19 protein-coding genes are annotated in these 19012 nt (G+C 64.8%); 9 read left to right on the top strand and 10 right to left on the bottom strand.

Annotated elements, in window-relative coordinates; all coding sequences use genetic code 11:
- Positions 1-9 precede the first annotated feature (9 nt).
- Positions 10-1860 carry a bifunctional sugar phosphate isomerase/epimerase/4-hydroxyphenylpyruvate dioxygenase family protein gene (locus BKX98_RS14475; protein ID WP_073707777.1) on the bottom strand — a complete coding sequence of 617 codons (1851 nt, stop codon included), beginning with the start codon at positions 1858-1860 and terminating at the stop codon, positions 10-12.
- Positions 1860-2732 (bottom strand): shikimate dehydrogenase, encoded by an 873-nt coding sequence (locus BKX98_RS14470; protein WP_073707776.1) that lies wholly within the window; start codon positions 2730-2732, stop codon positions 1860-1862. Before BKX98_RS14470 ends, BKX98_RS14475 begins: the two co-directional genes overlap by 1 nt.
- Before the next feature lie 152 nt (positions 2733-2884).
- Here BKX98_RS14470 and BKX98_RS14465 point away from each other — a divergent pair, with 152 nt between their 5' ends.
- Positions 2885-4225 (top strand): MFS transporter, encoded by a 1341-nt coding sequence (locus tag BKX98_RS14465; RefSeq protein ID WP_073707775.1) that lies wholly within the window; start codon positions 2885-2887, stop codon positions 4223-4225.
- Positions 4226-4295: 70 nt separating this feature from the next.
- On the opposite strand, the gene BKX98_RS14460 is transcribed toward BKX98_RS14465, so the two are convergent.
- Positions 4296-5228, bottom strand: coding sequence for a LysR family transcriptional regulator (locus BKX98_RS14460; protein ID WP_073707774.1), 933 nt, complete (start codon positions 5226-5228; stop codon positions 4296-4298).
- Positions 5229-5292: 64 nt separating this feature from the next.
- Positions 5293-6063, bottom strand: a complete 771-nt coding sequence (locus BKX98_RS14455; RefSeq protein WP_038993273.1) for a 3-hydroxybutyrate dehydrogenase — start codon at positions 6061-6063, stop codon at positions 5293-5295.
- A gap of 248 nt (positions 6064-6311) precedes the next feature.
- Between BKX98_RS14455 and BKX98_RS14450 the strand changes: the two genes are divergently transcribed.
- Positions 6312-7016: an NUDIX domain-containing protein gene (locus BKX98_RS14450; RefSeq protein ID WP_052254047.1), complete on the top strand. Its 705-nt coding sequence runs from the start codon at positions 6312-6314 to the stop codon at positions 7014-7016.
- A gap of 13 nt (positions 7017-7029) precedes the next feature.
- On the opposite strand, the gene BKX98_RS14445 is transcribed toward BKX98_RS14450, so the two are convergent.
- Positions 7030-8166 carry an acyl-CoA dehydrogenase family protein gene (locus tag BKX98_RS14445; protein WP_073707773.1) on the bottom strand — a complete coding sequence of 379 codons (1137 nt, stop codon included), beginning with the start codon at positions 8164-8166 and terminating at the stop codon, positions 7030-7032.
- 118 nt (positions 8167-8284) lie between these two features.
- On the opposite strand from BKX98_RS14445, the gene BKX98_RS14440 reads away from it, so the two are divergent.
- Positions 8285-8794 carry a GNAT family N-acetyltransferase gene (locus tag BKX98_RS14440; protein WP_073707772.1) on the top strand — a complete coding sequence of 170 codons (510 nt, stop codon included), beginning with the start codon at positions 8285-8287 and terminating at the stop codon, positions 8792-8794.
- On the opposite strand, the gene BKX98_RS14435 is transcribed toward BKX98_RS14440, so the two are convergent.
- Positions 8791-9159: a helix-turn-helix domain-containing protein gene (locus tag BKX98_RS14435; protein WP_038993270.1), complete on the bottom strand. Its 369-nt coding sequence runs from the start codon at positions 9157-9159 to the stop codon at positions 8791-8793. The genes BKX98_RS14440 and BKX98_RS14435 overlap by 4 nt on opposite strands.
- Before the next feature lie 84 nt (positions 9160-9243).
- Here BKX98_RS14435 and BKX98_RS14430 point away from each other — a divergent pair, with 84 nt between their 5' ends.
- The 5 genes from BKX98_RS14430 to BKX98_RS14410 all read left to right on the top strand — a co-directional run bounded on the left by BKX98_RS14430 (position 9244) and on the right by BKX98_RS14410 (position 14973).
- Entirely contained in the window at positions 9244-9852 is a 609-nt protein-coding gene (locus BKX98_RS14430) for an NAD(P)-dependent oxidoreductase (RefSeq protein WP_073707771.1), read from the top strand.
- Positions 9853-9983: 131 nt separating this feature from the next.
- Positions 9984-11648, top strand: coding sequence for an ABC transporter substrate-binding protein (locus BKX98_RS14425; RefSeq protein WP_073707770.1), 1665 nt, complete (start codon positions 9984-9986; stop codon positions 11646-11648).
- A 6-nt stretch (positions 11649-11654) separates the two neighbouring features.
- Positions 11655-12587, top strand: a complete 933-nt coding sequence (locus BKX98_RS14420; RefSeq protein WP_073707769.1) for an ABC transporter permease — start codon at positions 11655-11657, stop codon at positions 12585-12587.
- Positions 12584-13381, top strand: a complete 798-nt coding sequence (locus tag BKX98_RS14415; RefSeq protein WP_073707768.1) for an ABC transporter permease — start codon at positions 12584-12586, stop codon at positions 13379-13381. The genes BKX98_RS14420 and BKX98_RS14415 overlap by 4 nt, the downstream gene beginning before the upstream one ends.
- A complete protein-coding gene (locus BKX98_RS14410; protein WP_073707767.1) occupies positions 13378-14973 on the top strand; it encodes an ABC transporter ATP-binding protein in 1596 nt (531 codons plus the stop codon). Before BKX98_RS14415 ends, BKX98_RS14410 begins: the two co-directional genes overlap by 4 nt.
- Before the next feature lie 205 nt (positions 14974-15178).
- Here BKX98_RS14410 and BKX98_RS14405 read toward each other — a convergent pair whose 3' ends face one another.
- Positions 15179-15799 (bottom strand): M23 family metallopeptidase, encoded by a 621-nt coding sequence (locus tag BKX98_RS14405; protein ID WP_073707766.1) that lies wholly within the window; start codon positions 15797-15799, stop codon positions 15179-15181.
- Between the two features lie 59 nt (positions 15800-15858).
- Here BKX98_RS14405 and BKX98_RS14400 point away from each other — a divergent pair, with 59 nt between their 5' ends.
- Complete coding sequence (locus tag BKX98_RS14400) at positions 15859-16104, top strand: type II toxin-antitoxin system prevent-host-death family antitoxin (protein ID WP_073707765.1); 246 nt, start codon at positions 15859-15861, stop codon at positions 16102-16104.
- 535 nt (positions 16105-16639) lie between these two features.
- Here BKX98_RS14400 and BKX98_RS14390 read toward each other — a convergent pair.
- The 3 genes from BKX98_RS14390 to BKX98_RS14380 all read right to left on the bottom strand — a co-directional run bounded on the left by BKX98_RS14390 (position 16640) and on the right by BKX98_RS14380 (position 19004).
- Positions 16640-16954 carry a HigA family addiction module antitoxin gene (locus BKX98_RS14390; protein ID WP_038993262.1) on the bottom strand — a complete coding sequence of 105 codons (315 nt, stop codon included), beginning with the start codon at positions 16952-16954 and terminating at the stop codon, positions 16640-16642.
- Positions 16929-17210, bottom strand: a complete 282-nt coding sequence (locus tag BKX98_RS14385; protein WP_038993261.1) for a type II toxin-antitoxin system RelE/ParE family toxin — start codon at positions 17208-17210, stop codon at positions 16929-16931. Before BKX98_RS14385 ends, BKX98_RS14390 begins: the two co-directional genes overlap by 26 nt.
- A gap of 105 nt (positions 17211-17315) precedes the next feature.
- Positions 17316-19004: a long-chain-fatty-acid--CoA ligase gene (locus BKX98_RS14380; protein WP_073707764.1), complete on the bottom strand. Its 1689-nt coding sequence runs from the start codon at positions 19002-19004 to the stop codon at positions 17316-17318.
- Positions 19005-19012 lie beyond the last annotated feature (8 nt).

Here is a 19012-nt window from a genome sequence, read left to right as displayed (position 1 = left end):
CCCGTGTTCCTAGTTCCTGCTCCAGCGGTTGCTCTCGAATTGCGCAGCCAGCCGGACCGGCGCATTGGGCGCCCCGTACCCATCGTAGCCAGCGCGGCGCTCAACCACCTCGAAGAACATGTTCCCGAGCGTCTTGGTGTAGAAATGCAGGAACTCGCCCTGCTCATCCCGGTCATAGAGCAGATTCAGCTCCTTGAGCGTAGCCAGCAGCTGCCCGTCCAGCTCGAAGCGGGCGGCCAGATCCTCGTAGTAGTTGGCCGGCACCGGCAGGAATTCCATCCCCCGGGCACGGGCGGAACGCGCCAGCTGAACGATGTCGCCGGTGCGCAGGGCCACATGCTCCGGGTACTCGTGATGGCGCTCGATGGCTTTTTCCAGCCCCTGCGGCACGATGTTCAAGGCCAGCCGGACGCAGGAGTCGGCGGTGCGCAGCACCTGGGAACGCACCAGCCCCATGGGGCTGGGCACCTCGGTGCCCGGCATCATTTCCAGGTTGAGCACGCTGCTGTAGAACAGCACCGATTCATCGAAGCACTGCCAAGGCTGGGCCAGGTTGATGTGGTCGATACCGTCCACCGCAGGATTCCCGGTTTCCGGCGCGGCCTCGCCGGCGTCCAGGAATTCGCGTTCCCAGTTGCGCGTATTAGCTGGGGAGCTGAAGAAGACCTCGGTTTCATCCGGGGCCAGGAAGCCGGGCAGCTCCTGCTCGTGGTGCGTCTGCTGGCGCGGGACCTTGGTGGCCAGCAGCGACGTGCCGCGTGCGCCCCCAGCGCCCGGATCAGGAACCTGCACGCCGAAGCCGGAGACCGCCGCTTCGACGCCGCGGCTGCGCTGGGAGTTGATGATGATCCGGGCCTCGCCCGAAGCCCACAGCTGCACCGGCTTGCGCCGGTGCTGGCCCTTGAAGGCAAAGCCCAGCTGCGCCAGCATCCCTGCCACGCGCTCCGGGTCCTCGGTGCGGATCTCGGCGAAGTCGAAGGCCGTGGCTTCCTGGGCCCCGGGCAGCGCCTCCAGCTCCAGGGCCGAGTGCTGCCCGCTGCCGGCCAGCAGCCCGGTGGTCTGGGACTGCAGCCACTTCAGCGAGCGCAGTCCGTCGATTGCGGTCCGCTCGACATTGGACTGGCGGAAGACGTCATTGAAGATCTCCAGGGAGACAATGCCTGCATAGCCGGATCGGACCAGGTGGAGCATGAACTCATCCAGCGCGAAACCGCCCTGGCCTGGGAAGAGCCGGTAATGCCGCGACCAGGAGAGGATGTCCATGGACAGTACCGGAGCGTCGGCCAGCTGCACGAAGAAGATCTTCTCGCCGGGGATCTGCGCGATCTGCGCCGGGTCATCCCCGCGCGAGAGAATGTGGAAGCTGTCCAGGCACAGCCCGAAGTTCGGCCGGTCCACACCCTGCACGATGCGCCAGGAATGCTGGTAGGTGTTCACGTACTTGCCCCAGGCCAGCGCCTCGTAGGCGATGCGCACGCCGTAGCCGGCGGCCAGCTCGGCCAGCTGGCGCAGCTGCGCGATGAACAGCTCATCATTATCGATGGTGGCGGTGGCGACGTTGGAGCACAGCAGCACCAGGTCCATGCCCAGCTGGTTCATCAGCTGGAACTTGGCTTCGGCGCGATGCAGGTTGGCCTGCAGCTGCGCTTCGGTGACGCCCTCGAAGTCGCGGAAGGGCTGGAACAAGTCCAGGCCCAGCCCCAGCCGGTCGGCCATGGCCCTGACTTCTTCCGGGGACATCGGGCTGACCAGCAGGTCCTGCTCAAAGATCTCGATCCCGTCGAATCCGGCCTTGGAGCAAGCCAGCATCTTCTCTTCCAGTGTTCCTGACAGGCATACGGTGGCGATTGATGTGCGCATCAGCGTCCTTCTTCCAGCATGGCCAGCAGGTGGGCGCGCATCCGCGCGGCATCCGGCTTGATTCCGGTAATGATTTCGAAAGCGTCCACCGCCTGGCCCACGGCCATGTGCCCGCCGTCCAGGACCTGGCAGCCCAACGCGCGGGCGGCGGTGATCAGCTCGGTGTCCACCGGGCGGTAGATGCAGTCGGCCACCCAGTGATGCGCAGTCAGCGCCGCGATATCCAGCGGCAGGCCCGGGTGGTGGTGCATGCCGATCGGGGTGGCGTTGAGCAGCCCGTCCTTGCCAGGCAGCAGGCCCGGCACCTCATCCGGGGTCGCGGCGAAGATCTGCGCCTGCGGGAAGTGGCTGCGCAGCTCGGCCACGCGGTGCTCGACCCGCTCCGCGTCCAAATCCACGATGTGCAGCTCGGTGGTGCCCGAGTCCAGCAGGGCGTAGGCCACGGCGGCTCCGGCGCCGCCGGCTCCCAGCTGCAGCACTTTGGCCAGGTTGGCTCCGGGCAGCCCGGTGGCCAGGGCGCGGGCGAAGCCGGAGGCGTCGGTGTTGTGCCCGTAGAACTTGCCGTCCTCGATGAGAACGGTATTCACCGCGCCGATCTTCCGCGCGCTGTCCGAGATCCCGTCGAGGTGCTCGAGCACCAGCTGCTTGCAGGGGTGGGTGATGTTGAAGGCGTTGTAGCCCAGCTCGGCTCCGGCGGCCAGCAGCGTCCCGACATCCTGCCCGGGCCGTTGCAGCACCGCGAGGTCGATCGGCCGGTACAGGTAGCGCAGGGATTGCGCGTCTGCTTCATGCTCGTGCATGGGAGGCGTGAGCGAAGGCATCACGCCCTCGCCGATCAGTCCCACCAGGAACGACTCGCTGGGTGTACTCATTTTCGTCGCTGCCCTTCAAAATTGGCATCAGGTCTTGCCCTGTTTGTGATTTGCATCTACTGTAAACCAATGAACACATTCCGAACAAGTGTACGGAATGCGCACACTTAGGACGAGTTCCCCTCCAAACCACTCGATCAGGGAGTATCCCGATGCAAGCTGCACACCAGGCAACGGCGCCCGACGGCACCGGAAGCCCCAAGCGCACTCCAGTCAAGGCGGCCGTCGCCAGTTTCATGGGAAGCGCCGTTGAATACTACGACTTCTTCATCTTCGGCTCCGCCGCCGCGCTCATTTTCCCGCATATCTTCTTCCCGGATACTTCCACCAACGCAGCGGTGATGTCGCTGGCGACCTTCGGCTTCGCCTATGTGGCACGCCCCATCGGCGCCATCTTCGTCGGGCACTTCGGCGACCGCGTCGGCCGGCAGAAGGTGCTGATGTTCACGCTGATCCTGATGGGCGCCTCCACCTTCCTGATCGGCTGCCTGCCCACCTTCGACCAGGTCGGCTGGCTGTCCCCGATCCTGCTGGTCTTCGCCCGCCTGTGCCAGGGCCTGTCGGCTGCCGGCGAGCAGGCCGGGGCCTCCTCCATGTCGCTGGAGCATGCGCCGGACCACCGCCGCAGCTTCTTCACCTCCTGGACGCTGACCGGCACCCAGGGCGGGCAGATCCTGGCCGCGCTGATCTTCATCCCGGTGGTCGCCCTGCCCGATGAGATCAAGTACGGCATCGGCTGGCGCATCCCGTTCTGGCTCTCTGCCCTCGTCGTGATCGTCACCTTCTTCATCCGCCGCTCGCTGCACGAAACCCCGGAATTCGAGGAAGCCAAGAAGAACAACGAGATCGCCAAGCTCCCGCTGGCAGTGCTGCTGAAGTTCCACTGGAAGGACGTGCTGCGCGTCATCCTCTGCGCCTTCATCGCCGCGGTGTCCACCGTCTACGGCACGCTGGCCATCTCCTACGGCAAGACGATCGGCAACATGGACGAGTCCATCACCCTATGGCTGGTGGTAGCCGGCAACATCGGCGCGCTGTTCACCCAGCCGCTGTTCGGCATGCTGGCGGACAAGATCGGGCGCAAGCCGGTATTCATCTACGGCGCACTGGGCTCCGCGGCCTTCATGCCGTTCTACCTGCGCTCCATGGAAACGGATAACGCGCTGGCGCAGTTCGGCCTCTCGGTGCTGGTCTTCTCCTGCGCCTATGCCGCGGCCAATGCGGTCTGGCCGAGCTTCTACGCCGAGATGTTCTCTTCCCAGGTCCGCTTCTCCGGCCTGGCCATCGGCACCCAGATCGGCTTCTTGATGGCAGGGTTCGCCCCGTCCATCGTCGCCGCCCTGGGCGGACTGGAAGCCAATGGGTGGGTGCAGATCAGCATCTTCACCGCGGCGATCTCGCTGATCGCCTCCGTGGCGGCAATGACCGCGCGCGAAACCTACCGGGTGCCCACCACGGAGCTGGGCAGCAAGGTCGAAAAGGTCTCCAGCTAGGGGGCAAGACCCAGCCACAGGCCCCAGCCGAAACCGGGCAGCTGCAGTTGCAGCTGCCCGGTTTCCTGCTTCAGGCGGAGTGGGACTCGTGATCCGCGGCGATCTGCAGCAGCATCTGCTCGGTGCGGCCCAGCACCTGCGCCGCCGGCCAGATGGCGTGCAGCTCGCGCAGCAGGGCGGGGCCGTCAAAGGCAATTTCCACCAGGGTTCCGGCCGCCAGCTGGCTTTCCACGGCCAATTGGCTGAGCACCGCCGGGCCCATGCCGCCGGCCGCGCACTGGCAGATGGTCGCATTGCTGTTGAATTCGGCCACCGGCTTGGGCCGCTGGGCATGGGCGATATAGTCCAGGAACGCGCGGGTGCCCGAGCCTTCCTCGCGCTCGATCAGCGGCGTGCTCTGCAGCTCGTGCAAGGTCAGCGGCTGCTCGCGCAGCGCCCATTCATGCCCGGGCGCGACCACAATCAGCATCTCGTCGCGGAACACCGGTTTGCTCTTGAGCCCCAGCGGTATATGCGGGGTTTCCACGAAGCCGAGGCCTACCTCGCCTTGCTGCACAGCACGGATGACATCCTGCGAATTCATGATCAGCATGCGCGGCGTGATCTGCGGCAGCACCTGGTGCAGCCGGCCGATCCACTGCGGGGCCAAGTATTCGGCCACCGTCATGCTCGCCCCGAACTGCAGCTCGGATCCCCCTGCATCGGCCAGCGACCTGGCGCCGGCGGCCAAGGCTTCCAAGCTGGCCAGCGCTTCCCGGGCCCATTGCACGGTGAGCACGCCCTCGGCGGTCAGCGTGGAGCCGGTGGTCTTACGGGTGACCAGCGAATATCCCAAGCGGCGTTCCAGGGTTTTCAAGGCGCGCGAGGCATTGGGCTGCGCCATGCCGGCCGCCCGGGCCCCGGCACTCAGGCTGCCGTGGTCGGCAATGCCCACCAGCAGTTCCAGCGAGGAAATCTGCAGCCAATGGGACAGGCTTGTCGATGAGGGCGAATCGCTTTCCATATCACGATCATATGCCTGCGGCAGCTCGATAGGACGGACTGGCCGCCTGCCGATGGCGTCGCCGTCACCTCGCGCTCCATCCGCCGTCCATGGCGTAGGACGCTCCGGTGACCATGCCCGCCGCATCAGCGCACAGCCAAGCCACCAGGGACGCCACCTCTTCGGGTTCCACCATCCGCTTGATCGCCGCCTCGGTCAGCATGATTTTCTGCACCACCTCGGATTCTTCGATGCCGTGGACCTTGGCCTGATCGGCAATCTGCTTCTGGACCAGCGGCGTGCGCACATACCCGGGGTTGATGGAGTTGCTGGTGATCCCGAAGTCCGCTCCTTCCAGCGCCGTGGCCTTCGACAGCCCTTCCAGCCCGTGCTTGGCCGCCACGTAGGCGCTCTTGAAAGCGCTGGCCCGCAGGCCGTGGATGGATGAAATATTGATGATGCGTCCGAAGCCGCGCTCGCGCATGCCCGGCAATGCCGCACGGATCAGCAGGAAGGGAGATTCCAGCATGAGCCGGTGGATCAGCCTCCAGGCTTCGGGATCAAATTCATGGATCGGGGCCACCCTCTGCACGCCGGCATTGTTGACCAGGATGTCGATATCCAGGCTGAGCTCTTCCAAGGATTTGGTATCCGAGAGATCCACGGCCCACGCCTTCCCGCCAAGTGCCCTCGCCGCTTGCCCGGCCGCCTGCTCGTCCACATCGGCAATGGTCACATCCGCACCGGCGCGGGCCAATGCCGTCGCGCTGGCCAAGCCGATGCCCGACGCGCCACCGGTAACCAAGGCCCGGCGCCCGGCCAGCCCTTCAGGACCCTGCCTGTTCTCTTCAGCCATGTGGCCCATCCTCTGCTTAGCTCCACTGGATCGTCCCGGTGCGCTGGCCGCAATTGCGTGCACCGCCCTTCGTTTCAACGTAAGCTCCGGCAAGGACACCGGTCAACGGCATTGGCTGTGCAGATTCCGCAGGCAAATGTGCAGGCTTGCACAGTGATTACCGTTGGATCTGCGTTGGCTGTGCGCCAGAAGCTAAGCTGGCATTCAAAGGCTATTTCGCAATCCACGAGCCAAGGACACCGTAAGCAATGACGACTTCCCCGATACCTCCGACCCCCGCTGAGGTCCCCATCCGCAAGGCAGCCAGCGTTCTGCTGCTGCGCGAGGCAGCCGCCGGATTCGAAGTATTCGTCCAGCACCGCGTGAACACGATGGACTTCGCGGCAGGCATGGTGGTCTATCCCGGCGGACGAGTTGATCTCCAGGACGGACAGGCGGCAGACGAGGCCGAAATGGATCCGGCAGTGCTCAGCGATCACGTCCAGCGTTGGGCGCACACCTCGGTCCTTGCCGAAGGCCGGGAACGCGCGCCGCACCTGGCCGGCGAGGTCCTCTTCGCAGCCCGGCGCGAAGTCTTCGAGGAAACCGGCCTGCTGCTGGATCCTGGCCAACTGCACCCATGGGCCAACTGGGTCACCCCAGCCGGATTCCCGCGGCGGTTCGACACCTATTTCTTCGTCGCTGCATTGCGCGCAGGCCAGGAACCGATCCACCAGACCACCGAAGCGGTGATTTCCAAGTGGACCAGCCCCGAAGCGCTGTTCGCTGCGCTTGAGCGCGGCGAGGTCAAAATGATGCGTCCCACCCAGCGCACCTTGCTGGATGCGATGGAGCTGGGCAGCATCGAGCAGATCATGTCCAGCAAGCCGGTGATTTCCCCAGTCCACCCGAATCCCGAGGATTCGCAGTCGTCACACCCGGTGCGGGACTCGGAGCGGCAACCCAGAGGCTAGCCGCCGCCCTGGCTCAGGATTCCAGCAGCGAGCGCCCGACGATCAGCGACATGATCTCGTTGGTGCCTTCCAGGATCTGGTGCACGCGCAGGTCCCGGGCGATCTTCTCCATCCCGTAGTCAGCCAGGTAGCCGTAGCCGCCGTGCAGCTGGATCGCGTTGTTGGCGGCATTGAAGCCGGCATCCGAGGCCATCTTCTTGGCCATCGCGCACAACCGCACCCGGTCCGGGCTCTTGGCGTCCAGGGCGGCCGCGGCACGGCGTAGCAGCGAGCGGGCGGCTTCCAGTTCCATGTCCATCTCGGCCAGCTTGAAGACCAGGGCCTCCTGCCTGGTCAGCGGCCCGCCGAAGGCCTGGCGTTCCTTGAGGTACAGCGCCGACTTCTCCAGCGCGCTCTGCCCGCCGCCCAGCGAGCAGGCACCGATGTTCAGCCGTCCGCCGTTCAGCGCCTGCATGGCCATGGAGAATCCCTGCCCTTCGGTGCCCAGCAGATTGCCGGCGGGGATGCGCACGCCTTCCATGATCACCTGGCGGGTGGGCTGCGCCTTCCAGCCCATCTTCTTCTCGTTCGGCCCGAAGCTCAGGCCCTCGGCATCTCCAGGGACCAGGAAGGCGCTGATGCCGCGCGAACCGGTATCGGCGGTGCGGGCCATGACGATGTAGAGCGCCGAGCTGCCAGCGCCGGAGATGAACTGCTTGACCCCGCTGAGCACATATTCGTCCCCGTCCCGGCGGGCCCGGGTCGACAGGGCCGCCGCGTCGGAGCCGACGCCCGGCTCGGTCAGGCAGTAGGAGCCGAGGTCTTCCATCGTGGTCATCGATGGCAGCCAGGCGGCACGCTGCTCGTCATTGCCGAAGGTGTCCACCATCCACACCACCATGTTGTGGATGGAAATATAGGCGGCCAATGTCGGATCGGCCTTGGCCAGTTCCTCGAAGACCAGCACAGCGTCGCTGCGGGTCAGGCCCGATCCGCCATGGTCTTCCGAAACATAGATGCCGCCCATGCCCAGCTGGCCGGCCTCGGCCAGCACATCCACCGGGAAGTGCTGTTCCTGGTCCCACTTCAGGGCGTTGGGAGCAATCCTGGTCTCGGCGAAATCATGAACCATCTCGATCAACGACTTCTGGTCATCGCTTACTTCAAACAACACCGGCTCCTTTGCCTGCACCTTGCGTCTTTGACCTCAGTCTATGTGACGCAAGATACACTTGGGGCGTATCAGTTGAATTCCGAAGCATCCATTTCGAAAAGTTGGGCTCACCCGCATGCAGATCCGCACTAGCACCGCCGAGGATTGGCCTGAGATCTACGGCTTCTACCGCAAGATCATGGATGAAGGGCAAACGTACGCGTTCCCGCAGGGCCAGTCCCTTGAGGAAGCCCGTCCGTGGTGGATGGAAGAGCCGCCAGGCCAAACGGCGGTCGCCGTGGATGAGGGCAGGATCATCGGTTCAGCGAAGATGGGCCCGAACAAGCCCGGAGCTGGATCCCATATCGCCACCGCTTCATTCCTGGTCGACCCGGAAGCCCGCAGCCGCGGCGTGGGGCGAGCGCTGGGCCGCTACGTGATCGAGTGGGCCCGGCAGGAAAACTACCACGGCATCCAATTCAACGCGGTTGTCGAAACCAATGAGGCGGCAGTGCACCTGTGGCAATCGCTGGGCTTCACGATCCTGGGCACCATCCCGGGAGCCTTCAATCATCCGACCAAGGGGCTGGTGGGCCTGCACTTCATGTTCCTGCCCCTGGAACCGGCCGCGTCGCCTGGGCGTTAGCCGCGCGCGTCAAACCGCTCGCGGGCGGCGAGCACCTTAGGCACATGCTCCTCTGACCACAGGCGCAGGATTTCCATGGGTTCCAGGATCCCCTGGCCCAAATCGGTCAGCTCATAGTCCACCCGCACCGGCACCTGGGCGAACACGGTGCGCTGCACCAGCCCATCGCGCTCCAGATTGCGCAGGGTATTGGTGAGCACCTTGGGCGTGACAGCTCCGATGCGTTCGCGTAACGCAGAGAAACGTTGCGGTCCGCCCGCCAGCGCCAGAAGCACCAGCGGTGTCCATTTATCGCCTAGACGCTGCATAATTTCACGTGACGGGCATTCCTGCATGAACACGTCGAAAGGTTCATGGCTATCCATGAGGAAACCTAGTTTCGTTGTAGTAGTCGGTATCTAAAGGATACCATTGTGTCGAAGCCATTTCCCTCAAAGAAAGAGAACACCATGAAGATTGCAGTATACGGAGCGACCGGCATGGTCGGCTCGGAAGTTGTTGCCGAAGCCATTTCCCGCGGCCATGAGGTCACCTCGGTCACCCGTTCGGGCAAGGAGGTCGAGGGCACGACCGCAGTGGCAGCCGAGCTGGGCGACGGCGCGGCCTACCGCGATCTGGGCAAGGGCAACGACGTAATCGTCATCGCCGTGCCGCCATCGCGCACCGGCGGCGACCACCAGGAATACCTGGATGCCTTCGAACAGATCACCGAAACCCTTGTTCCGGCCCGCCTGGTCGTGGTCGGCGGCGCCGGCGCCACCGAAGTCGAGGGCGTGCGCCTGGTCGACACCCCGGGATTCCCCGAGGAATATAAGGCCGAGGCCACCACCAGCGCCGAGGTCTACGACATGTTCACCTCGGTGTCCGGCATCACCTGGACCGTCGTGGCCCCGGCCCCGGTCATCATGCCAGCGCGCCGCACCGGCAGCTACACCCTGGGCACCGATTCGCCGGCTGGCGACTTCGTTTCCTCCCAGGACTTCGCCGTAGCGATCCTCGATGAGATCGAAACCCCGGTCCACGAGAACCGCCGCATGACCGTAGCCAGCGAAAAGTAGTCCGCTTCGCAGACTGCCACTGCCCGACATTCGCCAGATCGGAGCGGGACGCTCCGATCTGACGAATGCGTTCCGGATGACTAGAGTTGGTTTGGTCATCACCACTAGTTCATCGAGGTAAGCACTTCCCCATGCAACGAAACTCGCGCGCATCCCGGATCCTCGGCTGCGCTATCGCGCTCCCGCTCATTGGATCCCTGCTGGCCAGCTGCTCGGCTGGAGCCGGATCCGATTCCACCGAAGAGAATGTGAAGCCGGTAGCCGGCGGCACCCTGGTCTACGCGTCGGGGGATGCCGAGCCGTCCTGCCTGGACCCGCATGTGGGCGGCAACTACCCGCAGGCCCTGGTGGCCAGCCAGTACCTCGAATCCCTGTTCACCAAGGATGCGGACGGGAAGATCATCCCGTGGCTTGCCGAAAGCACCGAAGTGTCCGAGGACGGCCTGACCCGTACCATCACCCTGCGCGACGGCATCACCTTCACCGACGGCACCAAGCTCACCGCCGAAGCCATCAAGGCCAATATCGAGCACCTGAAGGATCCGAATACCGCTTCCTCCACCGGCTACCTGGCCGTGGGCAAGGTAGTGGACATCGAAATTGTTGATGAGCTCACCGCCAAGCTGACGCTCTCCTCCCCGGATAACGCGCTGCTCGAATCGCTGTCCATGCCGTGGACCGCTATCGAATCCCCCAAGGCGCTGGAACGCGACCAGGCCACCAACTGCGCCTCCCCGGTAGGCACCGGCCCGTTCAAGGTCGAGTCCTGGGAGCACCAGAAGGCAGTGAACCTGGTCCGCAACGACGACTACGTGCTGCCGGTGGGCGACACGGCGCGTGCCGATGACAAGGCCTATCTGGATGGCATCATCTGGCGCTTCATCCCGGAGGCCGCCACCCGCTACGCCGCATTGCAGTCCGGCGAGGTCGACGTGATCGACAACGCGCAGCCGGACACCATTGCCACCGCGACGAAGGACAACTCGCTGGGCCACCTGGATGCACCGCGCCCGGGCGCTTCCAACCGCATCGAGCTGAACAGCTCCAAGGCGCCATTCGATGACCAGCGCGTGCGCGAAGCGTTCATCCGCGCCGTGGATGCCAACTCCGGCATCAGCTCGCTGTACTTCGGCACCGCGCAGCGCAGCTACTCGCTGCTCTCCTCCGTGGAGCCGCTGGGCTACACCGACGAATCGCTCTTCGGCACCGATGCGGCCAAGGCCAATGAGCTGCTCGATGAAGCTGGCTGGACCGAACGCGACGCCGAAGGCTACCGCGTGAAGGACGGCAAGCGCCTGTCCCTGGACTTCCCGGTCTCCACCAACCAGTCGGTTCCCGCCGAGCAGTCGCTGTTCGAGCAGTTCCAGGCTCAGGCCAAGGCCGTGGGCTTCGAGGTGAAGATCCAGCTGCTGGACCTGTCCAGCTGGTACGGCGCCCTGGCCAAGCACGAATACGATCTAGTCTCCGCTCCGTACACCAAGGTCGGCCCGTCGGTGCTGCGCATCCTCTACCACTCCAATTCGACCGTGCCTGCGCCATCGGGCTACTTTGCCAACAACGCGCAGGTGAAGAACGAGAAACTGGATGGGATCCTGGCCGAGGCCGAGCAGACCAATGACGAGGCGCTACGCGCTTCGCTGTACGAGCAGGCGCAGAAGCTGGTGCTCGAGGGCTACTACGTGCTGCCGCTCTACGACCAGCAGAACCACTTCCTCTACGGCAAGAACGTGCACGGAGTCGGCGCCACCACCGCCGTGTCCTCGCCGATCTACTACGACACCTTCATCACCGAGTAGCAACCGGTGGGCACGATTGCTTGGGCCGGGCGCAAGATCGGCGGCGCGCTGGTGGTGCTGTGGCTGGTCGCCACCGCCATCTTCATCGCCATCCGGCTGATCCCCGGCGACCCGGCCGAAGCAATCATGGGCGGCCCCGGCTCCCAGGCCTCGGCCGAAGCGCTGGCCGCTGCCCGCACCGAGTATGGACTGGACCGGCCGCTCATCGCCCAGTACCTGATGTACCTGGGCAAGCTGGCCACCTGCGATTTCGGAACCTCCTATTCGCTCAAGCAGCCGGTGATCGGCATCATGGGCGAGGTCCTGCCCAACACCCTCTGGCTGGCGCTGCTCGCCCTGGCCGCCGCGTGGGTGCTGTCCCTGTGCTTCGCCGCCCTGGCCATGCGCGCCAACCGGGTGGGCGCCTGGGTGGGGAATATCGTGGAAATCATTGCCGCCGCGGTGCCGCACTTCTGGCTTGGCGCGGTGCTGATCATGCTCTTCTCCTCGATGCTCGGCTGGCTGCCGGCGGTGGACAACGGCACGACCCAGGGCCTGGTCCTTCCGGTGCTGACCCTGGCCTTGCCGCTAGCCGGATTCCTCACCCAGCTGATGCGCGATTCGCTTTCCGACGCCATGTCAAGCCAGTTCGCGCTGGCCTCCCGGGCGCGCGGCGAGAGCCGGCTGGCAGTCTTCTGGCGCCATGGCCTACGCCATGCCGCCTTGCCAGCACTGGGCCTGACCGGGTGGGCCTTTTCCTCGCTGCTCTCCGGGGCAGTGGTGGTCGAGGCGATCTTCGCCCGCCCGGGCCTTGGCCGCTCGCTGCTCTCTGCGGTGCTGGCGCGCGACATTCCCATGGTTACCGGCATCGCCTTGTTCTCCGCACTGGTGTACATCGTGGTCATGGCCATCACCGAAGGCCTTGAACGCGCCATCGACCCGGCAGGAGCGAGCTCATGAGCCGCACCGCGAAGATCCTCAGCATCGCCTTCATCGCCCTGTGGGCGCTGATCGCTCTTGCCCCTTCGGTGCTGGCCCCGGGCGACCCGTTGGCCGTCAACCCGGCCGAGGCATTCCAGGCGCCCGGCACCACGCACTTCTTCGGCACCGACGAATCCGGCCGCGACATCTATACCCGCGTCATCCATGGCGCCCGCGACTCGCTGGCCATCGGGTTGGCCGCCACCGCGCTGGGCATGGGTCTGGCCATCGTCTTGGGCACCGTCGCAGCGCTGTCCCCGCGCTGGCTCGATGAGATCATCCTGCGCGTGCTCGAAGCGCTGTATGCGATTCCTTCCCTGCTGATGGCACTGCTGATCATCGTCTTCACCGGTCCCGGAGTCGGACCAGCCATCGTCGCGGTAGGCCTGTCCACCGCACCGGGCTATGCCCGGCTGGTGCGCAGCCAGATCCGCACGCTGAAGAGCTCCGAAATGCTGGAAGCGGCCACCGTGCTGGGCCGCGGCACCTGGCTGCGCGTGCGCAACCACCTGGTCCCCAACGCCCTGAAGCCCCTGCTGGCACTGGTGACCCTCGGGATTGGCCAGGCGGTCATCTGGGCCGCGGCGCTGTCGTTCCTGGGCTTGGGCACCCCGCCCCCAGCCCCTGAATGGGGCGCCATGCTCTCGGCCGGGCGCACCTACCTGCACCTGGCCTGGTGGATGAGCCTGTTCCCCGGTCTGGCAATTGTTTTCGTGGCCGCCGGCGCCACCCTGATCGGCCGCGCGCTGGGCGGAAAGGCCAGGACCGCATGAACGGGCAAGCATTGATCACCGCCAAGAACCTGTCGGTCAGCTTCGGTTCCACCGTGGCGGTGAAGAACGTTTCCTTCACCGTCCAAGCCGAACGCTGCCTGGCCCTGGTGGGCGAATCCGGCTCCGGCAAATCCGTGACCGCACGCAGCCTGCTGGGACTCTCCGGCGGCACCGCGACCGCGGACGCGCTGGAAGTCTGCGGGCAGGATGCCCTGTCGCTGTCCGAGCGCAGCTGGCAGCAGATCCGCGGCAATTCCGTCTCGATGATCCTGCAGGATGCGCTGATGGCGCTGGATCCGCTGCGTCCAGTGGGACGGGAAATCGGCGACGCGCTCAAGGCCCACGGCAAGCTTCCCCGGGCCGAGCGGCAGCAGCGGGTCATCCAGGTGCTTGAGTCCGTGCGCATGCCCGAACCCGAACGTCGGGCCAGGCAGCGTTCCACCGAGCTTTCCGGCGGCATGCGCCAGCGCGCGCTGATTGCCCAGGCCCTGGCCGGCAACCCGCAGGTGGTCATCGCCGATGAGGCCACCACCGCGCTGGACTCGGCGCTGACCGCCTTGGTTCTCGCGCAGCTGCGCGAGCTGAAGGAGCAGGGCCGCGGCGTGCTGTTGATCAGCCACGACCTGGCCCAGGTCGCCCACCTGGCCGATGACATCGCGGTGATGCGCCAAGGCGAGATTGTCGAGGCCGGAGTCGCCGCGCAGATCCTGGGCAACCCGCAGCACGAGTACACCCGGCAGCTGCTGCGCGCCGTGCCCTCGGGCGTGCCGCGCTTCGCCCCCTTGTCGGCAGCCAGCAGGCCCTTGTCCGCACCGATGCAGAATGATGCCGCGCCGGCTTCCAGCGCGCTGTCCGCCAAGGGGCTGTCCAAGAGCTTCGGCAAGCACACGGCTGTCGAGTCGGCCAGCTTCGAGCTGCCCCGCGGCAAGACCCTGGGCATCGTTGGCGAATCCGGATCGGGCAAGACCACCACTGCCCGCATGGTCCTGGGCTTGCAGCCACCGGATGCCGGCACCGTCGAGCTGCTCGGCGAACGCTTCGCCCCGGCCCATGAGCCGCAGCGCCGGAAGCTGCGCGAGCAGATGGGTGCGATCTACCAGAACCCGCTGGGATCCTTCGACCCGCGCTATTCCGTAGGCCAGCTGCTGGCCGATGCGCTGAGCCGGGGCAAGTCCAAGCGCGCTGCCGAATACCGGGTCCCGGTGGCCGAACTACTGGAACAGGTTGAATTATCCCCTGGTTTGCTGGAGCGCAATCCGCGCGAGCTCTCCGGCGGGCAGCGCCAGCGCCTGTCCATAGCCCGTGCGCTGGCACCGAAGCCATCGGTGCTGGTCCTCGACGAGCCGGTCTCCGCCTTGGATGCTTCCATCCAGGCCACCGTGCTGGATCTGCTGGATAGGATCCAGGTCGAGACCGGGACCAGCTACCTGTTCATCAGCCACGATTTATCGGTCATCGAGCATATGAGCGATAACGTCGCGGTAATGCATCAAGGCAAGATCATCGAGCAGGGTGCGACAGCCCAGGTCTTCGCAGCTCCGCAGCAGGAATACACGAAGCTGTTGCTCTCGGCGATGCCGCGGTTGCGCTGAGCGCCTCTAACCGCGTCCCAGTATCGCTTGGGTCATTCGTGTTACTGGAGCTAGTCACACACCAACACCATCAGTGCGAGTATGTGTTGTGTGCTTGTTCTGCTGCGAATCGAAACATCTCTGGAACTGGATAATGTGTTTCACACATTAGACTCCCGTGCTAAGTATGCTGGCATCCATACTTGGCTTGACGGCCCTTGGGCCGTCAAGGAATTTCCAGAATCTTGCCGTTGCGCGGCAGCTGGCCGTCGAAAAGCATCGGCACCGCCTCGGCTGCGTGCACAGGCAGCCTGTCGATAGCCTGCACATGAACATGCGGTTCGGTGCTGTTGCCGGAGTTGCCGCATGCGGCAATGAGATCCCCGAGCGCGACGTGGTCTCCGACGCCAACTTCGAGGCTTCCCTGTTTCAGGTGGCATAGCGCAACGACCGCTGCACCGGTTTGGATCATCACGTGGTTCCCGGCGAGCGCCTGCCACCCGTGGGCAAGCCGTTGGCGTTGGGTCAGCGCATAGCCAATTGATGCCAGCCCGCGTCGGGCGCGATGGTCGGGCATCGAGGCATCCGCCGCGATCACGGTCCCGGCGCACGGCGCCAGAATGGGCACCCCGAAACCGAAAAAGCTCGTTGGCTCCTCTGTGCCTAACCAGGTCCTGGCGGTCACTGGCGCGGACCCTCCCTGCTCATCGACCTGGACGAAGTCGATGGCGTAGGATGAGGCGAACAGGGTTGTTCCGTGGCTGGGCACCCGGTCCGCCGGGCTGTTCTGGACCAGCCAGAGCCCGGTGAAGGGATAGTGCAGGTGCACCGCATTGCCGCCGCTCATAACAACCCCTGTAAGCCAAAACCCATGTTGCCTTCTTGTACAAGATCTACCATAGGTTCATGATTTCCGTAGCCCTCGCCGACGTCCGCAACCGCCAGGCCGATCTCATCGCCACAGCACAGCGTGAGCCTGTCGTGATCACCTCCCGCGGGGCTGGTCGACGCGCAGTCGTCGTATCTCCGGAGTTCTGCGATCGCGCGCTCCAGGCGTTGGAAGATCAAGCCGACATTCGTGCCGCGGCGGCCGCGCGCCAAGAGACCGAACCCATCTCCCACGAGGATCTGGCCGCCGAGGTCGGCCACTGATTCGTGGCGTATCGCATCGGAACCGGTGACTACCGAGTCGTTCATGACGTCGTGGACGATGAACTGGTTGTGTTGATCCTCAGGCGCGGGCACCGTCGAAAGGTCAATCGATGAGCGGCGATGGTTCCTCTTCGATCCCAATGTAGATCTCACGCACTCGAGCCCCAGCGTGGAGGCCAAAGGCACCGATTGGGACCTTATAGTACGGGACTTGGACAGTTCACTTCACGGTGGGCACCAACGACTTCAATTCGCGAGGGGCAAGCACTCGGCCCTCGGCAAAACCCGCCTTCAGCAGCCCCGATGACGACAGTGAGATGCACTTCAGCGACACGCGGAAAGTGGCGATCGATCAGCGTGACGCCGACGACCGTCCCCTCACTGCTTCGTATAGCCCACGTCTCCTTGGAGTGAGCTGCCTCGATGCAATCCTCGTTGGAATCCGGCCGCGCGAATCACTCGGGGACCGTGGCGAGCAACTTCGCGACGTCCTCAGGCGCCTGCCGGTCGCGCCGAACAACGAATCCTGTACTGGTCAGGCGACGGCTAGAGGTGTGATCGCCTCGATCTGCTCAGACACCCGGTCCCGGGCTAGCTCCAGCTCATAGTGCGCCTGCAGGTTGAGCCAGAACTGCGGGTCGATCCCGAAGTAGCGCCCAAGGCGCAACGCCGTGTCAGCAGTGATCGCACGCTTGCCGTGCACGATCTCATTGATGCGGCGTGGCGGCACGCCGATAGATACAGCCAGCTTGTTCTGGGTGATCCCGAACCCTTCGATGAAGTCCTCCATGAGAACCTCACCTGGATGAACGGGATCCCACTTCTCAGTGGTAGTCGACGAGTTCGACATTCTCGGCACCTCCTTCTGTCCAGCTGAAACAGATTCGCCACTGATCGTTGACCCGGATGCTGTGCTGCCCCACACGGTCGCCTTTCAGCGACTCCAACCGGTTGCCAGGTGGCACGCGCAGCGAGTCGAGGAATCGAGCGGCATGGATCTGCGTCAGCTTTCGAATGGCTGCCTTCTGGACACGGGGATCGACCGACGGCACCTTATCGCGATGCCAAAGTCGCTCAGTCGCCTTGTCGGCGAAGGATCTGATCACACCTACAGCATGCCACGCTTAACGCGATGCGTCAATAACGCTATACGTTAAACCAGAACTCAACCGCGCTCCCGCCACTCACGACTACCCGTAGGCTCTGAGTCCCTAGACCAGGTCCGACATCTGGTCCTTGACCTGCTTGCGCAGGATCTTGCCCAGCAGCGAACGCGGCATCTCGTCGATCTGCACGATGCGCTTGGGCACCTTGTAGGCGGCCAGCAGCTCGCGGCAGTGGGCGCGCAACGCGTCCTCGTTCAGCCCGGCGCCTTCTTCGAGCTGCACCGCGGCAACCACCATTTCGCCGCCACGGGCCAATGGCTTGCCGAAGACTGCGGCATCGGCAACATCGGCATGCTGGCGCAGCGCGATCTCCACCTCGGTCGGTGAAACATTGAAGCCGCCGGTGATGATCAGTTCCTTGGCGCGGTCCACCACCTGGGCGAAGCCGTCCTCGTCCACGGTGACCACATCTCCCGAACGCAGCCAGCCGTCCCCGGTCATGGCCTTGGCAGTTTCCTCCGGGTTGTTCCAGTAGCCCTGGAACACCTGCGGGCCCTTGACCAGCAATTCACCCGGTTCGCCCTGGGCCACTTCGCGGGAGGGATCCTCCACATCGACGACCTTCATCAGCGTCGAGGGGAAGGGCACGCCGATGGTGCCGGTGCGGCGGCTCGGGTGGAACGGGTTGCCCAGTGCCACCGGGGAGGACTCGGTCATCCCGTAGCCTTCCACCAGCAGGCCGCCGGACATCGATTCCCATAGCTCCACCACGTGGTCCGGCAGATTCATTGCCCCGGAGATGCAGTACTTGGCGCTCTTCAGCGACATCCCGCGTTCCTTGGCGGCCAGTGCGGTGCGTTCGTAGATGGGCGGCACCGCGCAGTACACGGTGGCCGGGGATTTCTTCCAGGCATCCAGGATCATGTCCGGGTCGAATTTCGGGAAGAGCACCAGCAGGCCCTGCTTCTTCACGCCGAAGGTCAGGTACAGGGTCATGCCGAAGGCATGGAACATCGGCAGGATCGCGTAGAGGATTTCCTCGCGCTCCTTGGCACCGAGCATCCAAGCCTCGCCCTGCAGGGCGTTGGAGTACAGATTGAAGTGGGTGAGCATGGCGCCCTTGGGGTGCCCGGTGGTGCCCGAGGTGTACTGGATGACCGCCAGGTCATTGACATCCGGATGCGGGTGGCTTTCATCCAGTGCCGGCCCGGAGAGCAGCTCCTTCCAAGCCACGGTGCCCGAGGTGCGGGCCGTGAGCGATGCCTTGGTCTCGCGCAGCTTCTTCACCGGCAGGTTCAGCGCCAGGCGCTTGACCGCAGGGAAAGCTTCGAGCAGGTTGACCGAGACGATCGAGTCGAGCTGCACGTCCTTGGGGAATTCCTGGAGGTTGGCCACGACCTTGTCCCAGGCAATCACGATGCGCGCCTGGTGGTCTTCGAACTGGTGGCGCAGTTCGCGCGAGGTGTACAGCGGGTTGTGCTCCACCACGACGGCGCCAAGGCGCAGGATCGCGTAGAAAGCCACCACGTGCTGCGGGCAGTTGGGCAGGACCAGTGCCACGCGGTCCCCGGCACGCACGCCGAGCTTGCGCAGGCCTTCGGCGGCCTTTGCCACCTGGTCCCCCAGATCGGCGTAGCTGGTGCGGCGGCCGAAGAACTCGGTGGCCGGGCTTTGGCCGGCTTCGCGAACCGAGCGCTCGAACATGCGGCTGAGCGGTTCGGTGGGCAACTCGATTTCGGCAGGGACTCCGGGCTGGTAATTCGCCACCCATGCGGGCGCAGCACTATTTTCCATATCTCCAA

It is taken from the genome of Glutamicibacter sp. 0426 (assembly GCF_001906485.1).
In the GTDB taxonomy this organism is placed as follows: Bacteria; Actinomycetota; Actinomycetes; order Actinomycetales; family Micrococcaceae; genus Glutamicibacter; species Glutamicibacter nicotianae.
The sequence above is the reverse complement of the archived record's forward strand: the minus strand, read 5'-3'. Positions and strand labels throughout refer to the sequence as shown.